Source organism: Methylobacterium sp. 391_Methyba4 (assembly GCF_029691625.1).
Classification (GTDB): domain Bacteria; phylum Pseudomonadota; class Alphaproteobacteria; order Rhizobiales; family Beijerinckiaceae; genus Methylobacterium; species Methylobacterium fujisawaense.
Window position 1 is genome coordinate 585761 of the sequence record NZ_CP121475.1, and the last position, 21213, is coordinate 606973.

General features: G+C 71.2%; 18 protein-coding genes. 11 read left to right on the forward strand and 7 right to left on the reverse strand.

All coding sequences use genetic code 11. The features are described from left to right. The first annotated feature begins 1 nt into the window (after position 1). The 4 genes from P9K36_RS02805 to P9K36_RS02820 all read left to right on the forward strand — a co-directional run bounded on the left by P9K36_RS02805 (position 2) and on the right by P9K36_RS02820 (position 6156). The gene (locus P9K36_RS02805; RefSeq protein ID WP_278306537.1) at positions 2-2617 is read left to right on the forward strand and encodes a virulence factor SrfC family protein; all 2616 of its coding nucleotides are present in this window, start codon (positions 2-4) and stop codon (positions 2615-2617) included. A 43-nt stretch (positions 2618-2660) separates the two neighbouring features. Beyond that, positions 2661-3671: a hypothetical protein gene (locus P9K36_RS02810; protein ID WP_043755358.1), complete on the forward strand. Its 1011-nt coding sequence runs from the start codon at positions 2661-2663 to the stop codon at positions 3669-3671. A gap of 71 nt (positions 3672-3742) precedes the next feature. Continuing rightward, entirely contained in the window at positions 3743-5524 is a 1782-nt protein-coding gene (locus P9K36_RS02815; protein ID WP_043755359.1) for a hypothetical protein, read from the forward strand. Positions 5525-5616: 92 nt separating this feature from the next. Further along, positions 5617-6156 (forward strand): tetratricopeptide repeat protein, encoded by a 540-nt coding sequence (locus P9K36_RS02820; RefSeq protein ID WP_111474401.1) that lies wholly within the window; start codon positions 5617-5619, stop codon positions 6154-6156. 549 nt (positions 6157-6705) lie between these two features. On the opposite strand, the gene hpxZ is transcribed toward P9K36_RS02820, so the two are convergent. The 6 genes from hpxZ to P9K36_RS02850 are packed head-to-tail and all read right to left on the reverse strand — an operon-like array spanning position 6706 to position 13321. After that, on the reverse strand, positions 6706-7104 hold the full coding sequence (gene hpxZ / locus P9K36_RS02825) for an oxalurate catabolism protein HpxZ (protein WP_193376713.1): 399 nt from the start codon (positions 7102-7104) through the stop codon (positions 6706-6708). Continuing rightward, positions 7105-8286, reverse strand: coding sequence for an amidase (locus P9K36_RS02830; RefSeq protein ID WP_043755361.1), 1182 nt, complete (start codon positions 8284-8286; stop codon positions 7105-7107). Continuing rightward, positions 8283-9899 (reverse strand): ABC transporter ATP-binding protein, encoded by a 1617-nt coding sequence (locus P9K36_RS02835; protein ID WP_043755363.1) that lies wholly within the window; start codon positions 9897-9899, stop codon positions 8283-8285. Before P9K36_RS02835 ends, P9K36_RS02830 begins: the two co-directional genes overlap by 4 nt. Further along, positions 9896-10723 (reverse strand): ABC transporter permease, encoded by an 828-nt coding sequence (locus tag P9K36_RS02840; protein WP_043385407.1) that lies wholly within the window; start codon positions 10721-10723, stop codon positions 9896-9898. Before P9K36_RS02840 ends, P9K36_RS02835 begins: the two co-directional genes overlap by 4 nt. 2 nt (positions 10724-10725) lie before the next feature. Beyond that, positions 10726-11697 carry an ABC transporter permease gene (locus tag P9K36_RS02845; protein WP_043755366.1) on the reverse strand — a complete coding sequence of 324 codons (972 nt, stop codon included), beginning with the start codon at positions 11695-11697 and terminating at the stop codon, positions 10726-10728. 4 nt (positions 11698-11701) lie between these two features. Beyond that, on the reverse strand, positions 11702-13321 hold the full coding sequence (locus P9K36_RS02850) for an ABC transporter substrate-binding protein (protein ID WP_051976165.1): 1620 nt from the start codon (positions 13319-13321) through the stop codon (positions 11702-11704). 207 nt (positions 13322-13528) lie between these two features. On the opposite strand from P9K36_RS02850, the gene P9K36_RS02855 reads away from it, so the two are divergent. Both P9K36_RS02855 and P9K36_RS02860 read left to right on the forward strand, forming a co-directional pair. Then, complete coding sequence (locus P9K36_RS02855) at positions 13529-13750, forward strand: fatty acid desaturase (RefSeq protein WP_043755368.1); 222 nt, start codon at positions 13529-13531, stop codon at positions 13748-13750. Then, positions 13747-14781, forward strand: a complete 1035-nt coding sequence (locus tag P9K36_RS02860; protein WP_043755370.1) for an alpha/beta fold hydrolase — start codon at positions 13747-13749, stop codon at positions 14779-14781. The genes P9K36_RS02855 and P9K36_RS02860 overlap by 4 nt, the downstream gene beginning before the upstream one ends. Positions 14782-14828: 47 nt before the next feature. Here P9K36_RS02860 and P9K36_RS02865 read toward each other — a convergent pair whose 3' ends face one another. After that, entirely contained in the window at positions 14829-15725 is an 897-nt protein-coding gene (locus P9K36_RS02865; RefSeq protein WP_043354034.1) for a LysR family transcriptional regulator, read from the reverse strand. A gap of 118 nt (positions 15726-15843) precedes the next feature. On the opposite strand from P9K36_RS02865, the gene P9K36_RS02870 reads away from it, so the two are divergent. From P9K36_RS02870 to atzF, 5 genes are read left to right on the forward strand one after another with little or no spacing between them, the layout of a single operon-like run. Then, a complete protein-coding gene (locus P9K36_RS02870) occupies positions 15844-16794 on the forward strand; it encodes an NrtA/SsuA/CpmA family ABC transporter substrate-binding protein (protein ID WP_043755372.1) in 951 nt (316 codons plus the stop codon). Then, entirely contained in the window at positions 16791-17672 is an 882-nt protein-coding gene (locus tag P9K36_RS02875) for an ABC transporter permease (protein ID WP_091955313.1), read from the forward strand. The genes P9K36_RS02870 and P9K36_RS02875 overlap by 4 nt, the downstream gene beginning before the upstream one ends. Further along, positions 17665-18447, forward strand: coding sequence for an ABC transporter ATP-binding protein (locus P9K36_RS02880; RefSeq protein ID WP_043755374.1), 783 nt, complete (start codon positions 17665-17667; stop codon positions 18445-18447). The genes P9K36_RS02875 and P9K36_RS02880 overlap by 8 nt, the downstream gene beginning before the upstream one ends. After that, complete coding sequence (locus P9K36_RS02885) at positions 18447-19361, forward strand: polysaccharide deacetylase family protein (protein WP_043755377.1); 915 nt, start codon at positions 18447-18449, stop codon at positions 19359-19361. Before P9K36_RS02880 ends, P9K36_RS02885 begins: the two co-directional genes overlap by 1 nt. 21 nt (positions 19362-19382) lie before the next feature. Next, entirely contained in the window at positions 19383-21188 is a 1806-nt protein-coding gene (gene atzF, locus P9K36_RS02890; protein ID WP_278306538.1) for an allophanate hydrolase, read from the forward strand. The last annotated feature ends 25 nt before the right edge of the window (positions 21189-21213 follow it).

A 21213-nucleotide genomic window follows, 5' to 3' on the forward strand; every position in this document is an offset into this window, starting at 1 on the left:
CATGTCGACCGAACATCTGGCGCAGGATTGCAGGAATACGGGTCGGCTGGCCGAGGACGCCGAGCAGTGGCTCGGCGACGAGGCCAATGCCGGCGCGGTCGGACGGGAGCGCGCGGATCTCATCCGCTACGTCCGGAAGGCGGCCAACCGGGCCGAGCGGCTGGCCCGCGCGGCGGCACGGCCGATGTGCGCGGGCGTGTTCGGGCCGAGCCAGGCGGGCAAATCCTATCTGGTCGAGGTCCTGGCGCGTCCGGAGGACGGTGCCCTGCGGGCGCGCTTCGACGGGCACGAGCCGGTGGACTTCCTGGCCGAGATCAACCCGATCGGCGAGAAGGAGGCGACGGGGCTGGTCACCCGCTTCACGGCCGGTGCAGGGGCCCCGGCCGGGCAAACGCCGCCCGGTGCGCCGGTCCGCCTGAGGGTCCTCAGCGAGGTCGATCTCGTCAAGGTCCTGTGCAACACCTTCTTGCACGATGGCGACGCCACCAAGGACACACCGCCGGGTCCCGAGGCCATCGCCGCGCTGCTGGCGAGCCTGAAGGCGCAAGCCCGCCCCGGTATGTCGCGCTTCGGCGACGTCGCGATCGACGACCTGCAGGATTACGTGCGCGACCAGGCCCGCGGCACGCGGCCTCTCGACGATCTCGCCCGCTACTGGGACGAGGCCCGCAGCTTGGCCGGGAGCCTCGACCTCGACGGGCGCGCCCGCCTGTTCGCGCCGCTCTGGGGCGGCCACGCGGCCTTCACGGCCCTCTACCGCCAGCTCGCGGAGGCGCTGGAGCGCCTCGACCATCCGGAGGAGATCTTCGCGCCGCTCGCCGCTTTGGTACCGCGCGAGGGCAGCATCCTCGATGTGGCGACCCTGGCGGGTCTCGGAGCAGCGCGTTCGGACGACAACCTGACGGTGCACGCGGCCGGCGGCAGGGCCGTCACGCTCGCCCGCGCCACGGTGGCTGCGATCACTGCGGAGCTGCGCATCGAGATCGCCGACACGCCCCGGGCTTTCCTCCAGGAGGCGGACCTGCTCGACTTCCCTGGCGCCCGCAGCCGGCAGAAGGTCGATCTGACCCACTTCCTGACCGCGCACCCGGACGCGCTGAAGGAGACCTTCCTGCGCGGCAAGGTCGCCTACCTGTTCGACCGCTACGTCGCCGAGCAGGAATTGACCGCGATGATGTTGTGCGTCCGCCCCTCCAACCAGGAGGTCGTGACGCTGCCCGACCTCGTGGAGCGCTGGATCACGCTCACGCACGGATCGAGCCCGGAAGCGCGGGCGCAGCTGCCGAACCTGCTGTTCCTCGTGCTCACGTGGTTCGACAGCCACTTCGTCGACAAGGCCGGCGACGTCGGCCAGGATGCGGGCCTGCGCTTCCGCAACCGGATCGAGGCCTCGCTGCTCGGATTCTTCGGGAAGGCGCACACGTGGCCGCGGCAATGGATTCCGGGCGAGCCGTTCCGCAACACCTACTGGTTCCGGAACCCGAACTACCCGGCGGAATCGGTCATCCGCTACGACGGGCGGCGCGAGGTGGCGTTCCTGCCCGAAAAGCAGGAGCGGATCGCCGAGCTGCGCGCCGGCTTCGCCGCCCTGCCGGAGGCAACCGCGCATTTCGCGGATCCGGGCCGCGCCTTCGATGAGGCCCTCCGCCTCAACGACGGCGGCGTGAGCTACCTCGTCGAGAACCTGTCGCGGGTCTGCCGACCGGCCCTCAAGGCGCAGCAGATCGCCTCCCGGCTGGAGGCCCTGCGCGCCGAGATGCGGGAGCGGCTCGCCCGCTTCCACGTCGCCCTCGACATCGAGACGCGGTTGGCCGCGCGGCGCGAGGCGGCCGGCCAGGTCTTCGACGCGCTCGATGGGGTCGTGGCGGCCGGCCAGTTCGGCTCGCTCCTGCGGGCGCTCATGGTGGACCCCGCGGCGCTCGCGCACGCTCTGCACGGGGCCGAGGGCGCGACCACCGAGGCCGCGCTCCCCGTCGCGGCGCCGCGCATCGCTCGCCCCGGGGCGATCCCGCGGCCGGGCGCGGCGCCGGCGCTCCGGGCCGAGCCGTCGAGCCCGGGCAACGACCGGGAGCGCGCGATGGCGCGGGCCGTGGTCGCCGCCTGGATCGGGGCCTTGCGCCGCACGATCGAGGCCGAGGACTTCGCGCGCCGCTTCGCCGTCCCGCTGACCGCCCTGGAGATCGTGGTCAGCGAGCTGATCGTCCTGGCCCGCCGGGCCGACATCGAGGGTGGCATCGCGTCCGACCTGCGGGATTTGGCGACCGTCGAGCGCTCCGAGCAGTCGACGGTCAAGCTCGCGCTGATCGCCGCGACCCGCCTCAACCGGCTGACCGGCAGCCTCGGGTTCACCCTCGTCCCGCCGGCCTGCGAGCGCCCCGCGATCCAGGACGAGGCGGGGGATCGGGTCGCCTTCGCCCACCGGCCGGTCAGCTACGATGCCCGCAGCATCGGGCAGGCCCCCGCGACCTTCGCCCAAACCTACGCCACCGACTGGTTTCACGGCTTCTACCGGGTCGTTGAGGACAACGCGAAGAGCGCGTCCGGCGTCACGATCGACCTCGCGCAGAACGCCCGGATCGGCGCGATCCTCGCCGGTCTCCAGGCGCGCGCCGCCTGACCGCCTCGCCCGCTCCACCCGCTTTGACCAAGAAGCCTTCGCCATGACGATCCGCATCACCGAGGACGAGGACGAGTCCGGCGGCTACGCCTTCATCGATCTCGGTCGCCCGCTGGCGTCGCCGCTGCTCTCGTTCCGCCGCCAGGATACCGAGCCGCGGCATCTCGGGGCGGAGGGCTGGCAGCCGGAGGTCGCGTGGCTCGCGCCGCTCGCGGTGACCGAGCGGGACGGGCGGGCCGTCGCGCGCTTCGGCCCCAACGTCGTCGACCGCATCGAGGAGCTGGTCCCGATCGAGATCGTCGCGCAGGACGGCACCTCTTTCGGCGTAATCGCGTGGCCGTTCATACCGCCCGCGCCGTCCGGAGGGGGCATCCTCGCCGGCCTTCCAGCACCGGCTCCGACGCTGACCCGGGCCGGGACCGGCAGTCCGGCCGTCCCGGTCGCCGAGGCCGTGCCTTTCCCGGAGCCGGAGCCGGCCCCGCCGCAGGACGCCGCGCCCGCGGTTCCGCCGGTGCCCGAGCCGCCCGCGCGCAAGAGCCGGCTGCTCTGGCCGCTGGTCGCGCTGATGCTCCTCGCGCTGGCCGCGGGCGGCGCCTACCTGTACCGCGACCGGCTGCCCGAGATCATGGCCCGCCGTGAGTTACCCTCCCAGGAGCCGGGCCCGCCGCCCGCGCCTCCCGAGCCGGAGTCCCGCCTGACGGCCGCCGAGCTGCGGCAGCGCTACGCCCGCCTCGTCGACGAGCGCGCGCCGGCCGGCGCTTTCCTGGCGCTCGGCGAGACGGCGCTCGCCTCCCGGCAGGGGAGCGCGGCCTTCCGCGCCTTCGAGGAGGCCGATCCGGTCACGAGCGCGGACGCGGCCTGGCAGCTCGCGCGCTTCTACGACCCCGGCAACGCCGACGCGGCGTACCGCGAGGCGGCGCGGCCCGACATCGTGCGGGCCGCCTACTACTACGCCCTGTGGCGCAACCGCTCCCCCCGCCACACCGAGGCGCTCCGGGCGCTGTGCGAGGGCAACGCCGCCAGCGACCGCCTCCGGGCGATCTGTCGTCCCTGATGGCCCCAACGCACCCCACGATGTTCGTCCGTCCGCGCGTTTCACCCCGTCCGATGCCGAGGATCCCCGACATGGCTCCGCCCGCCCGAACCGGCCGTCGCTGGAGGCGCCTGGCCGCCGCGACCGCGCTCGGTCTCGCCGCCGCCACCGGCGGGCACGCGGCCTCGCCCCGCCTGACGGTCCAGGCCGCCGCCGCGCGCAGCAGCGCCGTCACCGGGCAGCGGATCGCGCTGCTGATCGTGCCGCAAGCCGCGGCCTCCGGCGGCCGGGCGGCGACGGCCAACGCCGACGAGGAAGCCTATCGCAAGCGCCTGCGCGACATCGGCTTCGAGGTGTGGACGCTCGGGCCGGCCGACCGCCCGCAGCTGGATCGCGGATTGCGCGAGGCCGTCGGCCGCCTGCCGGAGGATGCCCAGGTGGCGGTCTTCGCCCTCGGGCCGACCATCGGCGGCGCCGACGACATCTATCTAATGCCGCAGGACACCCCGGCCGATGCCGGACAGCGCCCGGGCCTGCTCGACAGCGAGGGCGTGCGGCTGAGCGACGTGCTGCGCCGCATCGCCCGACGCCGGACCCGCGAACTCGTCGTTGTGATCGACGAGTGTCAATCCTCGGCGGGCGGGCGTTGCGACTTCGATGCCGCGGCGGGGAGTTCCGGGGCGAGTGTCATCGGCGGCGAACGCGCCGGCCGCCGCACTGCCTCGGGCGCGCCGCTAGCGGGCCGCGCCTCGCTGCGCGATCCCATGCTCGCCGCGATGGCGCAGGAAGGCGAGACCTTTCTGCAGTCGCACGAAACGCTGAAGCGGGGCCTCGCCGGCAGCGATCTGGAGCCCCGGGCGAGCGGCGCGCTCACCACGTCGTTCGCCTTCATCCCGCAGGGGTTCTTCGCGGGCCTGCGGACGGAGTGCAACAAGATCGACCCAAATGCCGAGCCGGCCGCGCTGCGCGGGGTGAACCTCGATGCCGCGATCCGCGGCTGCGAGGCGATGACGGGGACCTATCCCTATGCCCGTCCCTTCGAGGACCGGCTCCAGGCGGGGCGGGAGCAGCGGGCCTATCAGCGGGCCGTCGCCTCCTGCGACGATCCCACGGCCACCGCGAGCTACAGCGCGTCCTACCCGGCTGGGCGCTTCCGCGCCCTTGTCGATACCTTCGCGGTCGAGTGCGGCCGCACGCGGGATCGCCAGGACGAAGCCCGCCGCCAGCAGGCGGACGAGGCTCGGCGTCAGGAGGAGGACAGGCGGAGACGGCAGGAGGAGATGGATCGGCAATGGGCGGACGCCCGACGTCAGCGGGAGCAGGACGAGCAGCGCCGCCTGGAGGAGGAGCGGCGCCAGCGTGAGCTGCAGCAGCGCACCACGGTCGGAAGCGCCTCCGGCTGGACGCTGAACTACTCGACCAACCTGCTCGAGATCTCGCCGCTCGCCAACGACCAGTTCGATCCGCAGAAGCAGACCTACACGACGATCTGGCACTCGCGGCAGCACGGCGAGCAGGTGGTGATGTACGTGCAGGTCAGCCCGAACGAGCGTTGCGGGAGCGCGCAACAGTTCATCACGGAGCAGATCCGGCCGCGACGGAGCCAGATCAGCCGCGCGCAGGAGGTCAATACATCGCCGGTTCGCGCCGGGTTCGTGCTCGAAGGCCGCGGCACGGCGGTCGCTCAAGGCAGTTTCGACGACAGAAGCTTCTACGATTTTGCGACGATCCGGCGCGACGACCGCAGCACGATCACGAATATCGGGGGGCGTTTCCCGGCCGAGTTCAGCGATCTGTACCGTGCCGAACTGCTCCGCATGATGAACTCGATGCAGCTGCCCGGCCGGGACGTCTTCAACAATCGCTGCAACTGAGAGCGATGAGCCGCCCGACAAGCCGGAAGCAGGATTGATCGATTATGCGTGCACCATTACGCACCCTCACCGTATGTGTACACGCCGGCCTGATGGCGGCGATCGTGCTTGCAAGCCCCTCCGCTCTGGCCGATGCCGCCCAGGATTGTCGGTCTGGGAACCCGGAGATGCGCGTCGGCGGATGCAGCCGCCTCCTGGCCGAGGCCCGGACACCACGGCAGCGCGCGATCGCACTCGATGGGCGTTGCTGGGCGAACATCGACCGGGGTGCGTTTGCGGATGCTCTCGCGGATTGTAATAGCGCTATCCGGGCGGACGATCAGTACCCCTACGCCTTCCACAATCGCGGGGTCGCCTATGCCGGCCTGCAGAACCCGACCGCCGCGATCGCGGACTTCAACCGTGCGCTGGCGATGCGGCCGACCTTTTCCAATACGCTCATCAACAGGGCGAAAGCTAACATCACCCTCGGAAACACGCAGGCGGCTGTTCGAGATTACGAAGAGGTCCTTCGTCTTAAACCTGATAATGAAGAAGCCAAAAGTGCCCTTAACATACTGCGCGGATCTGCGAGCACATCCTCGTCGATCAATCCAACTAATTCGCTCTGCGGTAGCGTTGGATGTAATTAATTCTTGTCCCCGGCGCATCGACCGATTTTGATCATTCTCCCCAGAGACTTGTATTTTTCACGCACGAATTTCTTGGAGGACAATCCAACCAGACGCCAACGAACGTTTGCCTCGCGATGCCGCAACATTCAATTGAAGGTCGCCAACTGTGGCCGGCCCATTCACAGCATATGACGATGGCGCGGTGCATGCCAGCCTTCTTGTGTTTCTGCAATCGAATGCACGGTTGATGTCCGCTTCGCGGCCAGTGCTGAACGCGCATAAACGGCCGGATTGGGCGCAAGGCCGAATGGCCGTTTTTGCGCGCGAGGGCGATCAAGTGTGACGAAGTCGGGCCGTCAGCGGCTGGTCTGCTTCGGTGCGGGACTTGCCGCAAAAGCGGACAGCCTTCTATCAACACATCTCAGCCGTTCAGCTCCTCGGCGCAATCGTCCAGAGGCGGACGCCTGCGTCCTGCTCATACGACCATCAACTGGCTGGCGGCAGAGACGCGCCGACCGGCTGACCGAACCCAGATGTGTCCGGTCCTCCGCGCCCGGCGATCCTGCGTCACGTCCCGATCGGCAGGATGGACACGTGGGCGGACACCACCTTCCATCCGAGACCGGGCAAGCGCATCCAGGTCTGGCTCTGACGCCCGATGCCGGCCTTGCCGCGCGGCTTGAACTCCAGATTGACGGTGGCGAAGTCGCTCCCAAGCGTCAGGATCTCCAGCCGGATCCGTGCCTCCTTGGTGCCGCCCGGCGGCGGATCGGCCGCATCGCGGGCAGCGTGGATTTCGGCGAATCCGTAGCAGTTCTCGGCCAGCGCATAGCGGATCGTGTGCGGACTGTCCCAGAAGGTCGCGTCGAGGACGGCGACATCCTTCTCGATGAGCGCCTGCTCGTAGCGCTCGAACAAAGCCGCGATCTCGGCCACGATCTCCGGGCGGTTCACCGTCACGTCCATTCAACCCTCCAGGGCGACCGCCAGGCGGATCAGATCGAGGTCGGTCCCGCGCGCCCCGAGGATTGACAGGCCGACCGGCGCGCCATCGACGTGGGCGCCCGGCAGATTGACCTGCGGGACGCCGGTGAGGCCGCCGTGGCTCGTCAGGCAGGCGATCCGCTCGCGCAGCGGATGCAGCGCGCCGAGCGGCAGCCCGCGCAGCGGCGCCGGGAATGGTGTGGTCGGGAGGCACAGGATCGTGCCGGGGGGCAGGAGCCGCGCGAGGCGGGCCCTTGCCTCGATCCGCATCAAACTCGCGGCGCTGCGCTCGGCATCGGTCATCATCGAGCCCTGGATCAGCGAGCGGGCCACCGAGAAGGCCATGCGGGGGTTGCAGGCATCGAGCCAGGGCTCGAAGGTCTGCCACGCCTCGCTGCTCTGCAGGACGCGCTGCGCCCGCTGCCACACGGACAGGCCCTGCGGCGCGAGCGTCACGTCGCGGCGATTGCCGATGAGGGCGGCCAGACGCTCGATCTGCGGGGCCATCGCCTCCTGCACGGCGGCGTCCGCGAAGCCGAGCGCGTCGGCGGCCACGAGCAGCGTGTGGGGCAGACGGTCCGGCATGACTTGGCCGAACAGGACCTCGCCGACCCGCGCGAAGGTCGCCGCGTCCCGGGCGAACCAGCCGCAGGTGTCCGAACTCGGCGCCTGGACGCAGATCCCGGAAAAGTCGATGCGGCCGTGCGTCGGCCGGATGCCGTAGAGCCCGCAGAAGCTCGCCGGCACGCGCACGGAGCCGCCGGTATCGGTGCCCAGGGCGAAGTCGCAGGCGCCCGCAGCCACCGCGGAGGCCGAGCCGCTGGACGAGCCGCCGGGCACCCGGTCCGGCGCCGCCGGATTGAGCGGCGTGCCGTCGTGGGCGTTCTCGCCGAGGATTCCCAGCGAGACCTCGTCGGTCACCGTCTTGCCGACGGCCGAGGCGCCCGCATCGAGCAGCGTCTGCACCACGCCGGCATGGCGGGTCGGCGTCGGGTAGACCCGCGGCCAGTCCGGGTTGCCGCCCGCCGTGGGGCTGTCCGCGACGTCGATCAGATCCTTGACGGCGAAGGTGAGGCCGGCGAGCGGCCCCGTCGCGGATCCGGCGACGCGGACGCGCGGCCCGGGCAGGAACGGGTCCGTCGAGAGGGGCTGCGCGGTCGTCATGCGGGGATCGGGTCCTGCCATTGGGCGCCGGGCACGGCGGCGAACAGCGCCTTCGTGTAGGGGTGTTTCGGCGCGAAGAAGATTTCGGACGTCGGCGCGACCTCGACCACCTGACCGGACCGCATCACGGCGATCCGGTCGCAGACCTGCAGCGCGACCCGGAGGTCGTGGGTCACGAACAGCATGCTGAGATGGAGCCGCGCCTTGATGTCGGCGAGCAGCGCCAGGACCTGCGCCTGGACGGAGACGTCCAGGGCCGAGACCGGCTCGTCGGCCACCAGGATCTCGGGCTTCATGGCGAGCGCCCGGGCGATGCCGATCCGCTGGCGCTGGCCGCCGCTGAACTCGTGTGGGTAGCGCTGCGCCGCCGCGGGGTCGAGGCCGACCAGCGCCAGCATCTCGCACGCCTGGACCCGCGCGATCCCAGGCTCGGTGCCGTGGATGATCGGCCCCTCGGCGACGATGTCGACCACGCGCTGGCGCGGATCGAGGGAGCCGTAGGGATCCTGGAACACCATCTGCACGCGCCGACGGTGCGGACGCATCTGGCGGCGGCTCAGTTCGGCGACGCTGTGCCCGGCAAGCAGGATCTCCCCGCCATCGACCGGCATCAGGCGGGTGAGTGCCCGCGCCAGCGTGCTCTTGCCGGAGCCGCTCTCGCCGACGAGGCCCAGGGTCTCGCCCCGCCGCAGCAGGACGTCCACGCCGTCGAGGGCCCGGGTGACGCGGCCCCCGAACAGGCCGCGGGCGCCGTAGGTCTTCTCGACCCCCCTGGCCTCCACCACCAGGGGGGCGGTGCTGGCGGCGCGCCGCGGCGGCGGCACGAGCTTCGGCACGGCGGCGATGAGGGCGCGCGTGTAGGGATGCTTCGGGGCGCCGAGGACCGAGGCCGCGGGCCCCTGCTCGACCAGGACGCCCTTCTGCAGCACCGCGACCGTGTCGGCGATGTCGGCCACGACGCCGAAATCGTGCGTGATGAACAGGACGCTCGTGCCGTGCTCGCGCTGCAGGTCGCGGATCAGGGAGAGGATCTGCGCCTGCGTGGTGACGTCGAGCGCCGTGGTCGGCTCGTCGGCGATGAGCAGCCGCGGGTTCAACGCCAGCGCCATGGCGATCATCGCCCGTTGCCGCTGGCCGCCCGAGAGCTGGTGCGGGTAGGAGCGCAGCAGCCGGGCCGGGTCCGGGAGGTGGACGCTTTCGAGCAGCGCGAGGATGCGCGCCCGGCGGTCCGCGCGCCCGAGCGGCGTGTGGATGCGCAGGACCTCGTCGATCTGCCGCCCGATCGTGTGGAGCGGGTTCAGGGCCGTCATGGGCTCCTGGAAGATCATCGCGATGCGCGCGCCCCGGACTTTGCGCATCTGTCGCGGGGTGATCGCGGCGAGATCCGCGCCCTCGAACAGGATGCGGCCACCGCTGACGCGCACGCGCGGGCCCGGGAGCAGCCCGAGGATCGCGCGGGCCACCATCGACTTGCCCGATCCGCTCTCGCCGATCAGGCAGGTGACCGCACCGGGCCGCAGGACGAGATCCAGATCGGTGACGGCATTGGGCCGGTCCGCGCCGGGCGGCAGCGTGATCGTGAGCGTCTCGATCTCGAGGACGGCGTCGCTCATCGCTCTCGGAGCCTCGGGTTCAGGACCTCGTTCAGGCCATCCCCGACGAGGTTGATGGCGAGAACGGTCAGCAGGATCGCCAGCCCGGGGAAGGTACAGATCCACCACGCCGACCGGAGGACCGCGCGGCCCGAGCTGATGATCAGGCCCCAGCTCATCACGTTCGGATCGCCGAGGCCCAGGAAGGCGAGCCCCGCCTCGATCAGGATCGCCGTGCCGATCAGGAGCGTGCCGACCGCGATGATCGCCGCGGTGCAGTTCGGCAGCATGTGTCGGAAGACGATGCGGGCGTCGCCCGCCCCCAGGCCGTCGCAGGCCAGCACGAACTCCCGGCCGCCGAGCGCCACGAACTCGCCCCGGACCAGGCGGGCGATGCCGGGCCAGGAGACGGCCACGATGGCCACGACCTCGCTGAAGAGCGACGGCGACAGAATCGCCACGATCAGGATCGCCAGCACGAAGGCGGGGATCGTCTGGAAGAACTCCGTAAGCCGCATCAGCGCGACCTCGACGCCGCCCCGGTAATAGCCGGCGAGCCCGCCGATCAGAGTCCCGAGCAGGATCGCCGCCCCGGTCGCGCTGAGGCCGATGATCAGGGAGGTGCGGGCGCCGTACGCGATCTCGGCGGCCACGTCCCGGCCCAGCGTGTCGGTCCCGAGCAGAAACCGGCCGCCCGGCGGCTGGAGGGCGGGGCCGACGAGCCCGAACGGATCGCCCGGATAGAGGAGCGGCGTGAGCGCCACGAGGACGACCAGCCCGAGGAGCACCGCCGCGCCCGCGAGCGCGAGGCGGTTCCGGGCGAACCGCGCCAGAGCCGTACGCATCGCTAGAGCTCCAGCCGCGGATCGAGGCAGACGTAGACGAGGTCCACGGCGAGGTTGATCACCACCACGAGGCAGGCCGAGACGAAGAAGATGCCGAGGAGCAGGTTGAGGTCGCGCGACTGGAGCGCGTTAAAGGCCAGCGTGCCGACCCCCGGCCAGCCGAACACCGTCTCGACCACGATCGAGCCGCCGATCAGGTTGCCGGCCTGCACGCCCGCCATGGTGACCACCGGCAGCAGCGCGTTGCGCAGGACGTGCCCGGTCATCACCCGCGCCTCGGTCTGCCCCTTGGCGCGGGCGGTGGTGACGTAGTCCATGCCGACCTGTTCCAGCACGGAGGCGCGCATCACCCGGGCGTAGACCGCGAGGTAGAACAGCGCGAGCGCCACCGCCGGCATGACGAGGTGGCGGCCGACGTCCCAGACCTCGTCCCAGCCCTCGTTGTCGGCGCCGACCGTGTCGTAACCGCTGGTGGGCAGCCAGCCGAGACGGATCGCGAAGACCACGATCATCATCAGTCCGAGCCAGAACCCCGGCGTCGCGTAGGCCACGAGGCTGACCAGGGAGATGACCGCGTCGCGCCAGCTGTTGCGCCCGGTCGCGGCCACGAGGCCGAGGAGCGTGCCGATCAGCAACGCGGCCGCGAAGGCGGTGAGCATCAGGAGCCCGGTGGGCCAGAGCCGGTCGACGATCAGGCTTCCCACCGGGCTGTCGTTGCGGAACGAGTAGCCGAGATCGAGGTGGAGCATGTTGAGCAGATAGACGCCGAACTGCGTGGCAAGCGGCTGGTCGAGCCCGAACTTGTGGCGCAGCTGCTCCATGTATTCGGGGCTCGCCGCGCCGCTCTCGCCCGCCAGCACGGAGGCCGCGTCGCCGGGCGCGAGGTGGATCAGGAAGAAGTTGAGCACGACGATGCCGAGCACCACCGGGATCGCCAGCAGCAGCCGGTAACCGAGGAACCGCGCGAGCCGCACGGGACTACGTGTCCATCCAGGCCCGTTCGAAGGCTTGCTGGGTTCCGAGGGGGCCGGTCGTGTGGTCCTTGAGGCGCCGGTTGAAGACGCTGACGTACTGCACGTCGATGAGCCAGATCATCGGGCTGTCCTCCGCCAGGATCTGCTGGACCTTCTTGTAGAGCGCGGCGCGCTTCTCGGCATCCGGCTCGCGCGCGCCCTCGCCGAGCATGCGATCGACCTCAGGATTGCTGTAAAAGGTGTCGTTGACGAAGGTCACGCCCTTGCGGATCTGGCTGGTGAGGAACTGCTTGTTCAGCCCGTAGACCGGGTCGACGCCCTGGCTGAGGAACGGCTCGTTCAGGTCGTAATCGTAGTTGGTGTAGACGCGCCGCAGCCAGGTCGCGGTGTCCTCGGAGCGCAGCGTCACGGCGATGCCCACGACGGCCAGCGCCTGCTTCAAATATTCGGCCTGCCGCAGCCACTGCTCGCCGAAGGAGTTCACCTCCAGGTGCAGGGCGAAGCGGGTCCCGTCCGCGCCGCGCGGGGCGCCGGCCTGGTCGAGCAGCTTATTGGCGATGTCCAGCCGGTCCGGCACGTCGTACTGGCGCACGTCGTCGGTGTAGAGGCCGGCGGTCTTGAACTTGCGGCTGAGCGGGCCGGTGGCGGGCAGGCCGTAGCCGAACATCACGTCCTTGAGGATGACCTTGCGGTCGATGGCGTAGGCGATTGCCTGGCGCACGTCCTTCTTCTGGAGATGCGGGTGACGGCCGTTCAGCTCCAGGACGCTCTGGGCCGGCGTCATCTCGTAGCCCTTGGTCGTCAGATCGAGGATCGGGTTGGTCTTCATCCGCGCGAGGTCGGCGTAGTTCACCGCGCTGTACCCGGCGAAATGCGCCTCCCCCGCCTCCATGGCGGCCGAGCGCGTGGCCGCATCCGGGATGAACCGGGCGACGATCCGGTTGAGATACGGCAGGCCGGGCTTCCAGTACTGCTCGTTGCGGTCCAGGCGCACGAATTGGCCGCGTTCCCAGCTCGTGAACTTGAACGGACCGGTGCCGATCGGCTTGTTGGCGCTGGGGTTCTGCAGGACATCCGTGCCCTCGAACACCGAGCGGCACAGGATCGGCAGGTCCCGCCCGGACAGCGCCTTCATGATGTAGGGCGCCGGATTGGCGAGCCGCAGGATCGCGGTCATCGGGTCCGGCGTGTCGACGGCCACCAGCTCCGCGAGCATGACCGGCGCGATCGGATTGTACTTCTTCAGGATCTCCATGAAGGAGTACTGCACGTCGGCGCTGGTGAACGGCTTGCCGTTGTGGAAGGTCACGCCGTCCTGGAGCTTGAACGTGATGGTCTTGCCGTCGGGCGCGACCTCCCACGACTTCGCGAGGTTCGGCTGCGGGTTCTGGTCCCAGTCGTAGGTGCAGAGCCCCTCGTAGACCTGCGTGGCGATCGGCGGGATGTTGCCCGCCGACACCGCGTAATGGGCCAGGGTCGAGGGCTCGGGATGGACGATCATCACCATCGTGCCCCCGCGTCTCGGCTCGGCGGCGCGCGCGCCGCTCGCGGCCGCTGCGAGGCCGAGGGGAAGCGCCAGAACGGTGCGGCGGGAGAGATCGGTCACGTCGGACGTGCGGGACAAGCCAGAGGACTCCTGAAGCGTCCAGCCCGTTCGCAACACGCGTGCCAAGCAGGTTTCGGACCGACCGATCCATTACATCGCCGGGATAGGGAAATATTTTTCCGACACAAATTATTACACCGAAGTACGCAGTAGATCTTCCGTGTATCTCAGTCCGACACCGGGCGCGCCGAAGGCCGGCCCGACCTGGAGCGGGCGGCCGGCACGATGGACGACAACGGCCCGACCCACACGCGCACGACCTTGACCAACGGCCTCATGCGGCGCCTCATGTGGGCCATGCCCGTCCACACCGAGCAGCACCTCTATCCGTCGATCCCGTTCCACCGCCTGCCGGACGCCCATACCGCGATGCGCACGCGGCCCGGCGTGCTGCAGCGGGGCGACAACCGCTGGCAGGTCGGCTTCGTGCGGACGCTGCGCCCGTGAGCGGCTGGGCGACGGCCACCGGAACCTTCGAACTCGGCGACCTGACGCTTCAGTCGGGGGCGGTGCTGCCAAGCGCGCAGCTGCGCTGGAAGACGCACGGCACCCTGTCGCCCGGGCGCGACAATGTCGTGCTCTACCCGACGAGCTACGGAGCCCAGCATCCGGACCTCGAATGGCTGATCGGCCCCGACGGGGTGCTGGATCCCAACCGCTGGTTCATCGTCATCCCCGACATGTTCGGCAACGGGCTGTCGTCGAGCCCCTCGAACACCCCGGACTGGCCCGCCCTCGTCACCGCCTGGGACAACGTCCACGCGCAGCGCCGCCTGCTCGCCGAGATGTGGGGGATCGAGCGCCTGCACGCCGTCTACGGCTGGTCCATGGGGGCCCAGCAGGCCTATCACTGGGCCGCCCTGTTCCCCGACCGCGTGGCCCGCGCGGTGATCAATTGCGGCAGCGCCCGCACCGCCACCCACAACCGCGTGTTCCTGAAGGGCCTCATGGCGGTGCTGGAGGCGGCGCCGGAGCATGGCGGCGGGGGCCGCTTCTCGGCCGAGCCGGCCGCCGCCCTCCGGGCCTTCGGACGCATCTATGCGGGCTGGGCGCTCAGCCAGGACTTCTACCGGGCGGACCTCCACCGCACCGCGCTCGGCGCCCCGGATCTCGACAGCTTCCTGCGCACCGACTGGGAGGAACGCTTCGCCCGCCGCCCTGCGGCCGATCTCTACGCGCAGCTCTGCACCTGGGAGGCGGGCGACATCAGCCGCGACCCGCGCTACGGCGGCGATCTCACCCGGGCGCTCAACGCGATCACCGCCCGGCTGCTGCTGATGCCGGGCGAGACGGATCTCTACTTCCGCGTCGCCGACAACGCCGCCGAGCTGCCGCATCTGCGCGACGCCGTCCTGCAGCCGATCCCGAGCATCTGGGGCCACCGCGCCGGCAACCCGTCGATCAACCCGGCCGATGCCGCCTTTCTCCGCGACACCGTGCGGGCCTTCCTCGCCACAGCCGAAGCGGGCGCGCCCTGATCGGGCGCGGAGAGCGGTGACGCGCCGGCCTCAGGGCGTGCGCCGCATCAGACCGCTTCCCGGTTGAGCCGAACCACAAGCTGATCGGCGAACTTCGCCGCCGCGACGGAGAGCGATCGCCCGCGCAACTGCGCGAGGACCAGCGTCATCGGCGTCAGGTCGCGGAGATCGATCGGGCGGCTGTGCAGGCGCGGATCCTGGGGGATGCCGCTCGGGATCTGCAGGCTGATGAGATCCTCCCGCAGGACGAGGTTGCGGAGGAATTCGAGCGAGCCCGACTCGACGACCGGCCGGAGCTCGACCCCGCGCCGGGCCAGGGCGTGCTCGATGTGATGGCGGATGGCGAGCGAGTGGTCGGGCAGGGCCAGGGCATGGCCGAGGCAGTCGCGCAGCCGGACCGGCCCGGTCTCCGACGCCAGCGGATGCCCCGTGCGCATCAGCGCGCAGAGGGTCTGGTGTCCGGAGAAGAGCGGATGCAGCTCCGCCGAAGGCGGCGGTTGCAGGATCAGGGCGAGATCGGCCTCGAACGCCGCCAGGGCCGTCACGGCCTGCGCGTGATCGCGGACCTGGACCATGAAGCCGACCTGGGGGAACCGGGCCCGGTAGGCCTCGACCTCCTCGGGCACCACCTGCGTGACGAAGGCTTGGCTGCAGGCGAGCGACACGTGACCGCGGCGCACCCCCGACAGATCGGCGATCTGCGACCTCACGCGGTCGAGATCCGCCACCTGGTCGCGGATGTGCCGCGCGAAGAGCTCGCCGGCCGCGTTGAGCCGCATCCCCTGCGGCAGGCGCTCGAAGATCGGCGTGCCGAGCTCGTATTCGAGATCCTGGATCTGCCGCGTCAGGGCCGAGGGCGTCAGGTTCAGCCGCTCCGCGGCGCGCCGGATCGAGCCGGCACGTGCGACCTCGGCGACGTAGGTGACGGTGCGCAGATGCTTCACGCCGGCATCGTGCGCCCCCGTTGCCGAAGATGCAACGACACGCTCAGAAAATAGCACTTCCTTGCAACAGGGAGCGCACCTAGCGTCACGGCGATAGCGATCCCGCAGGAGCCGTTCGATGATCCGCCGCCGCACCCTTCTGGCCGGTCTCGGGGCCGGCTTCGCCCTCGGTCCCCTGTCGCGGGCACGCGCCGCGGGCACGCCGGTCACGATCCGGATGGGCTCGCTCAAGCTGATCCACTCGATCGCGCCGAGCTTCTATGAGCGCTTCACCCCCGCGGGCGTGACCGTGGAGGTGGTGCCCTTCGAGAGCCCCACCGAGTGCAAGAACGCCGTGGTCACCAAGTCGGTGGATTTCGGCACCTTCGGCATCGCCGCCGCGACGCTGGGCGCCGCCGCCGGTGAGCCACTCGTGGTGATCGCCTCCACCTGCAACCGCGGGATGGCGGTGATCGCCAAGAAGGGCTCCGAGATCCACGCCATCAAGGACCTGCGCGGCAAGCGCGTCGCGATCTGGCCCGGCAGCACCCAGGAGGTCTTCGTCCTGGAGCGGATGCGCATGGAGGGGCTGTCGGTGAAGGACATCACCCCCGTGCGCGTCTCCTTCTCGGAGATGCATATCGCGCTCGCCCGCGGCGACGTCGACGCCTATGTCGGCGCCGAGCCGGGGCCCGGCGTCAGCCTCGCCTCGGGCGTCGGCCAGCTCGTCGAGTACCCCTACGGCACCGAGATGGGCGCGCTGAACATGGTGTTCGGCGCCCACCGCGACACGCTGGCCGAGCGGCCCGACCTCGTCCGGACCATGCTGGAGATCCACCGCAAGGCGACGGATTTCGCGGCCGGCGACCGCGACGCGATGATCGCCATGGCGGTGGCCAAGCTCGGGCAGAAGCGCGAGGCGCTGGAACTCTCGGCCCCGAACGTCGAGCTGACCTGGCGCCTCGGGCCGAACGAGGTCCGGCAGGCCGACGCCTACGCGCAGCACATGCTGGCGCTCAAGCAGATCAAGCGGCTGCCGGAGCCCGGCTTCATCGACACCCGCTTCGTCGATGCGATGGGGCGGGCGTGAGCACCGGCATCGAGGCCGGCCCTTTGCCGGTGGCGGCGCCGGTGACTTCGCCGGTGACGCCGGCCCCGGCCCGCGGGGCCGGCCGGGCCGGGGCCGGGCTCGCCCACCTGCGCCGCTTGGCCCTCGCCTGCGTGGTGCCGGCCGTGCTCGTCGCGGTCTGGCAGGTCAGCACCGCGGGCCGGCCCTACAGCCTGATCCCGCCCCCCGCGGAGGTCTGGGCCGAGATGCGGGACCTCGCCGTCGGCGGCGTCAACGACGACGCGTTCAGCGGCACGCTCTGGACCCATCTCGCGGCGTCGCTGAGCCGGGTCTATGGCGGCTTCGCGCTGGCCGCCGCCGCCGCCCTGCCGCTCGGCCTGCTGATCGGCCGCGTGCCCCTGATCCGGGCGCTGCTCGACCCCGTCCTGCAGGTGCTGCGGCCCGTCCCGGTCACCGCGTGGCTGCCGCTGGCGATGATCCTGTTCGGCCTGGGACCCCGCTCGGCCTTCTTCCTCGTGTTCCTCGGGGCGTTCTACCCGATCCTGGTCAACACCGTGTTCGGGGTCCGCTCGGTGGAGCCGCGCCTGTTCGAGGCGGCCGCGATGCTGGGCTGCACCGGCCCGGCGCAGTTCGTCCGGGTGGTGCTGCCGGCGGCGCTGCCATCGATCTTCACCGGCCTGCGGCTCGGCCTCGGCTTCGCCTGGGTGGTGATCGTGGTCGGCGAGATGACCGGGGTCCAGACCGGCCTCGGCGCGATCATCATGGAAGCGCGCCAGCTCTCGCGCACCGAGATCGTGATCTGCGGCATGGCGGTGATCGGGGTCGCGGGGTTCGTGTCCGACTGGCTGGTCATGCAGCTCGGCCGCCGGCTGCTCGCCTGGAGCCCCAATCATGGCTGATCCGACGATCCCGATCCTCGACATGCGGGCGGTCTCCAAGACCTACGCGGCCGGCGGCCGCCGGACCGAGGCCCTGCGCGAGGCGAACCTCACCGTGGCGCGCGGCGAGTTCGTCTGCCTGCTCGGCGCCTCGGGCTGCGGGAAGTCGACGCTGCTGCGGATCGCCGCCGGCTTCGAGGCCCCGACCGCCGGGGAGGCCCTGATGTGGGGCAAGCCGATCGCCGGGCCGGGGCCGAGCCGCGGCATGGTCTTCCAGGATTACGGCCTGTTCCCGTGGCTCACCGTGCGCGACAATATCGGCTTCGGCCCGAAGGCCCGCGGGCGGCCCGCCGCCGAGGTGCGCGACACCGCCGAGCGCTACATCGCGCTGGTCGGCCTCCAGGCCTTCGCCGACGCCTACCCGCACCAGCTCTCGGGCGGGATGAAGCAGCGGGTCGCCATCGCGCGGGTGCTCGCCAACGAGGCCGAGGTCGTGCTGATGGACGAGCCCTTCGGGGCGCTCGACGCCATGACCCGCGAGCGGCTGCAGGACGAGCTGCTCGACCTCTGGTCGCGGACGGGGCTGACGATCCTGTTCGTCACGCACGCCATCGAGGAGGCGATTTTTCTCGCCGACCGCATCGTGATGATGTCGCCCGGCCCCGGCCGGATCGAGGCGATCCATCCGGTCGAGCTGCCGCGGCGGCGCGACGTGTCGAGCCCGGCCTTCAACGACCTGCGCCGGATGCTCGCGGCCCAGCTCCACAGCCACCACGCCCCGCGGGCCGCCGCCTGATGGACACCGCCCCCGACGATCCCCGCCGGCCCGAGAACCGGCTCGCCTACCGCGCCGCCGTGGACCGGCCGCGCCTGACCCTGCCCGGGGGCAAGCACGTCGCCGTCTGGCCGGTGGTCAATGTCGAGCACTGGCTCATCGACCATCCGATGCCGCGCCAGATCCTGGTGCCGCCGACCGCCGCGAGCCTGCTCCCGGACATCCCGAACTGGGCGTGGCACGAGTACGGGATGCGGGTCGGCTTCTGGCGCTTCCTCGAGGCTTTTTCCAGCCGCGGCATCCGCCCGACCCTGTCGATCAACGGCTCGGTCTGCACGGCCTATCCCCGCATCGCCGAGGCCGCCCATGCGGCCGGCTGGGAATTCATGGCCCACGGCTTCCATCAGGTTCCGACCCACCGGGTCGAGGACCAGCCGGAGATGATTTCTCGCACCATCGCGGCGATCACCGCGACCACGGGGCGTCCGCCGCGCGGCTGGCTGGGGCCGGGCCTCACCGAAACCCTCGACACGCCCGACCACCTGCACGCGGCCGGCGTCGACTATGTCGGCGACTTCGTAGTCGACGATCGGCCCTGTCGGGTGGCGACACGCACGGGGTCCCTCGTGGCGCTGCCCTACTCGGTGGAGCTGAACGACATCCCGTTGCTCGCCATCCAGCATCACCGGGCCGACGAGTTCGTGGAGCGGGCGCTCGCCAACCTCGACCGCCTCGCCGCCGAGGCGGCGGGTCCCGGTCCCCTCGGCGGCGCCAAGGTGATGGGCTTCGCGATCCACCCCTACATCACCGGCGTCCCGCACCGGATCGGTCTGCTGGAGCGACTGCTCGACGCGATCCTGGCGCGCAGCGACGCGGTGTTCATGCAGGGGGGCGAGATCCTCGACTGGTACCGCGCCACCGGCGACGAATCCTGAGCAGCGACCCGAGGAACCGCCGTGCCGCCCTTCCCGACGATCCCGCTCCTGCACGCGGCCTACGCCGACGGCCGCGACCCGCGCACCGTCGTGGCCGAGGCCTACCGCCGGCTCGCCGCGGTTGACGACCCCGGCATCTTCCTGGCCCTGGTGCCGGAGGCCGAGGCGCTGGCGCAGGCGGCCGCGCTTCCGCCCTTCGACCCTGTGTCGAGGCCGCTCTGGGGCGTGCCCTTCGCCGTCAAGGACAACATCGACGTGGCCGGCCTGCCGACCACCGCGGCCTGCCCGGACTTCGCCTACACCCCGACCGAGACGGCGCCCGCCGTGGCCCGATTACAGGCGGCCGGGGCGATCCTGATCGGCAAGACAAACCTCGACCAGTTCGCCACCGGCCTCGTCGGCCTGCGCACGCCCGACCTGGTCCCGCGCAACGCCATCGATCCGGCCTACGTGCCGGGGGGCTCCAGCAGCGGCTCGGCCGTCGCGGTCGCCCACGGAATCGTGACCTTCGCCCTCGGGACCGACACGGCGGGCTCGGGGCGTGTGCCGGCGGCGCTCAACAACGTCGTCGGTCTGAAACCCTCCCTGGGGTCAATCTCCAGCCGCGGCATGCTGCCGGCCTGCCGGACCCTCGATACGCTCTCCGTGTTCGCCGGCACCGTCGCCGACGCCGACGCCGCCTTCCGGGTCATGCTGGGCTTCGACAGCGCCGATCCCTGGTCGCGGGCCTTGCCGGTGCCGCCCGCACCGGCCGGCCTTCCACCCGGCCTGCGGCTGGGCCTTCCCGATGCGGCGAGCCTCCGTTTCGGCGGCGACGGCCACTCGGAGGCGGCCTTCGCGGCGACGATTGCCGATCTGGAGACCCTCGTCGGGGCGGCGCTGCCGGTCGATTTCGCGCCGATGTTCGCCGTAGCGGCCCTGCTCTACGACGGGCCCTGGGTCGCCGAGCGCTACGCGGCGATCCGGCCGATCATGGAGACGCGCCCCGAGATCCTGCACCCGACGACGCTGGCGGTGATCGCCGCCGCCGGGCGCTACAACGCCGCCGACGCCTTCGCGGGTCTCTACAGCTTGGCGGAACTGCGACGGCACGCGGACGCGGTCTGGGACCGGGTCGACGTGCTCGCCGTGCCGACCTACCCGCGCCCGCAGACCTGCGCGGCGGTGGCCGCCGACCCGATCGGCCCGAACAGCGAGCTCGGCACCTACACCAACTTCGTCAACCTGCTCGACTGGTGCGCCCTCGCGGTCCCGGGGCGGCCCCGCGCCGACGGCTTTCCTTCGGGGATCACCCTGCTCGCGCCGCGTGGCTCCGATGGGCTCCTCGCCGCCCTGGGCGCCCGCCTGCACGCGGCTGCGGCCGGCCGGATCGGCGCGGGGGAGACGACCGTGCCGGCCGTGGCGCCGGGTCCGGCCCGCGGATGGCCCGGCGAGATCGAACTGGCGGTCGTCGGGGCGCATCTGTCGGGCCTGCCGCTGAACCGCGAACTCGCCGCGCACGGCGCCCGGTATCTGCGGACGGTGGCGACCCGACCGGAGTACCGCCTCTACGCCTTGCCCGGCGGACCGCCGCATCGTCCCGGATTGCTCCGGGTGGCCGAGGGCGACGGCGGCGCGATCGAGACGGAGGTCTGGGCCCTGCCGCCCGCCGCCTTCGGGGCCTTCGTGGCGGCCATCCCGGAACCGCTCGGGATCGGCACCCTGCGGCTCGCCGACGGGACCGCGCCGAAGGGCTTCCTGGTGGAGACGGCGGGCGTCGCGGGGGCCGCCGACATCACGCAGTTCGGCGGCTGGCGCCGCTACCTGGCCAGCCGCGCCGCGGCATAGCTGATTGGGCGATGCCAAAATCCAC

Bases quoted from the DNA above. Each gene is read 5' to 3' on its own strand.
- P9K36_RS02805 (WP_278306537.1), top strand. From the start codon at position 2: ATGTCGACCGAACATCTGGCGCAGGATTGCAGGAATACGGGTCGGCTG.
- P9K36_RS02810 (WP_043755358.1), top strand. From the start codon at position 2,661: ATGACGATCCGCATCACCGAGGACGAGGACGAGTCCGGCGGCTACGCC.
- P9K36_RS02815 (WP_043755359.1), top strand. From the start codon at position 3,743: ATGGCTCCGCCCGCCCGAACCGGCCGTCGCTGGAGGCGCCTGGCCGCC.
- P9K36_RS02820 (WP_111474401.1), top strand. From the start codon at position 5,617: ATGGCGGCGATCGTGCTTGCAAGCCCCTCCGCTCTGGCCGATGCCGCC.
- hpxZ (WP_193376713.1), bottom strand. From the start codon at position 7,104: ATGGACGTGACGGTGAACCGCCCGGAGATCGTGGCCGAGATCGCGGCT.
- P9K36_RS02830 (WP_043755361.1), bottom strand. From the start codon at position 8,286: ATGACGACCGCGCAGCCCCTCTCGACGGACCCGTTCCTGCCCGGGCCG.
- P9K36_RS02835 (WP_043755363.1), bottom strand. From the start codon at position 9,899: ATGAGCGACGCCGTCCTCGAGATCGAGACGCTCACGATCACGCTGCCG.
- P9K36_RS02840 (WP_043385407.1), bottom strand. From the start codon at position 10,723: ATGCGTACGGCTCTGGCGCGGTTCGCCCGGAACCGCCTCGCGCTCGCG.
- P9K36_RS02855 (WP_043755368.1), top strand. From the start codon at position 13,529: ATGGACGACAACGGCCCGACCCACACGCGCACGACCTTGACCAACGGC.
- P9K36_RS02870 (WP_043755372.1), top strand. From the start codon at position 15,844: ATGATCCGCCGCCGCACCCTTCTGGCCGGTCTCGGGGCCGGCTTCGCC.
- P9K36_RS02880 (WP_043755374.1), top strand. From the start codon at position 17,665: ATGGCTGATCCGACGATCCCGATCCTCGACATGCGGGCGGTCTCCAAG.
- P9K36_RS02885 (WP_043755377.1), top strand. From the start codon at position 18,447: ATGGACACCGCCCCCGACGATCCCCGCCGGCCCGAGAACCGGCTCGCC.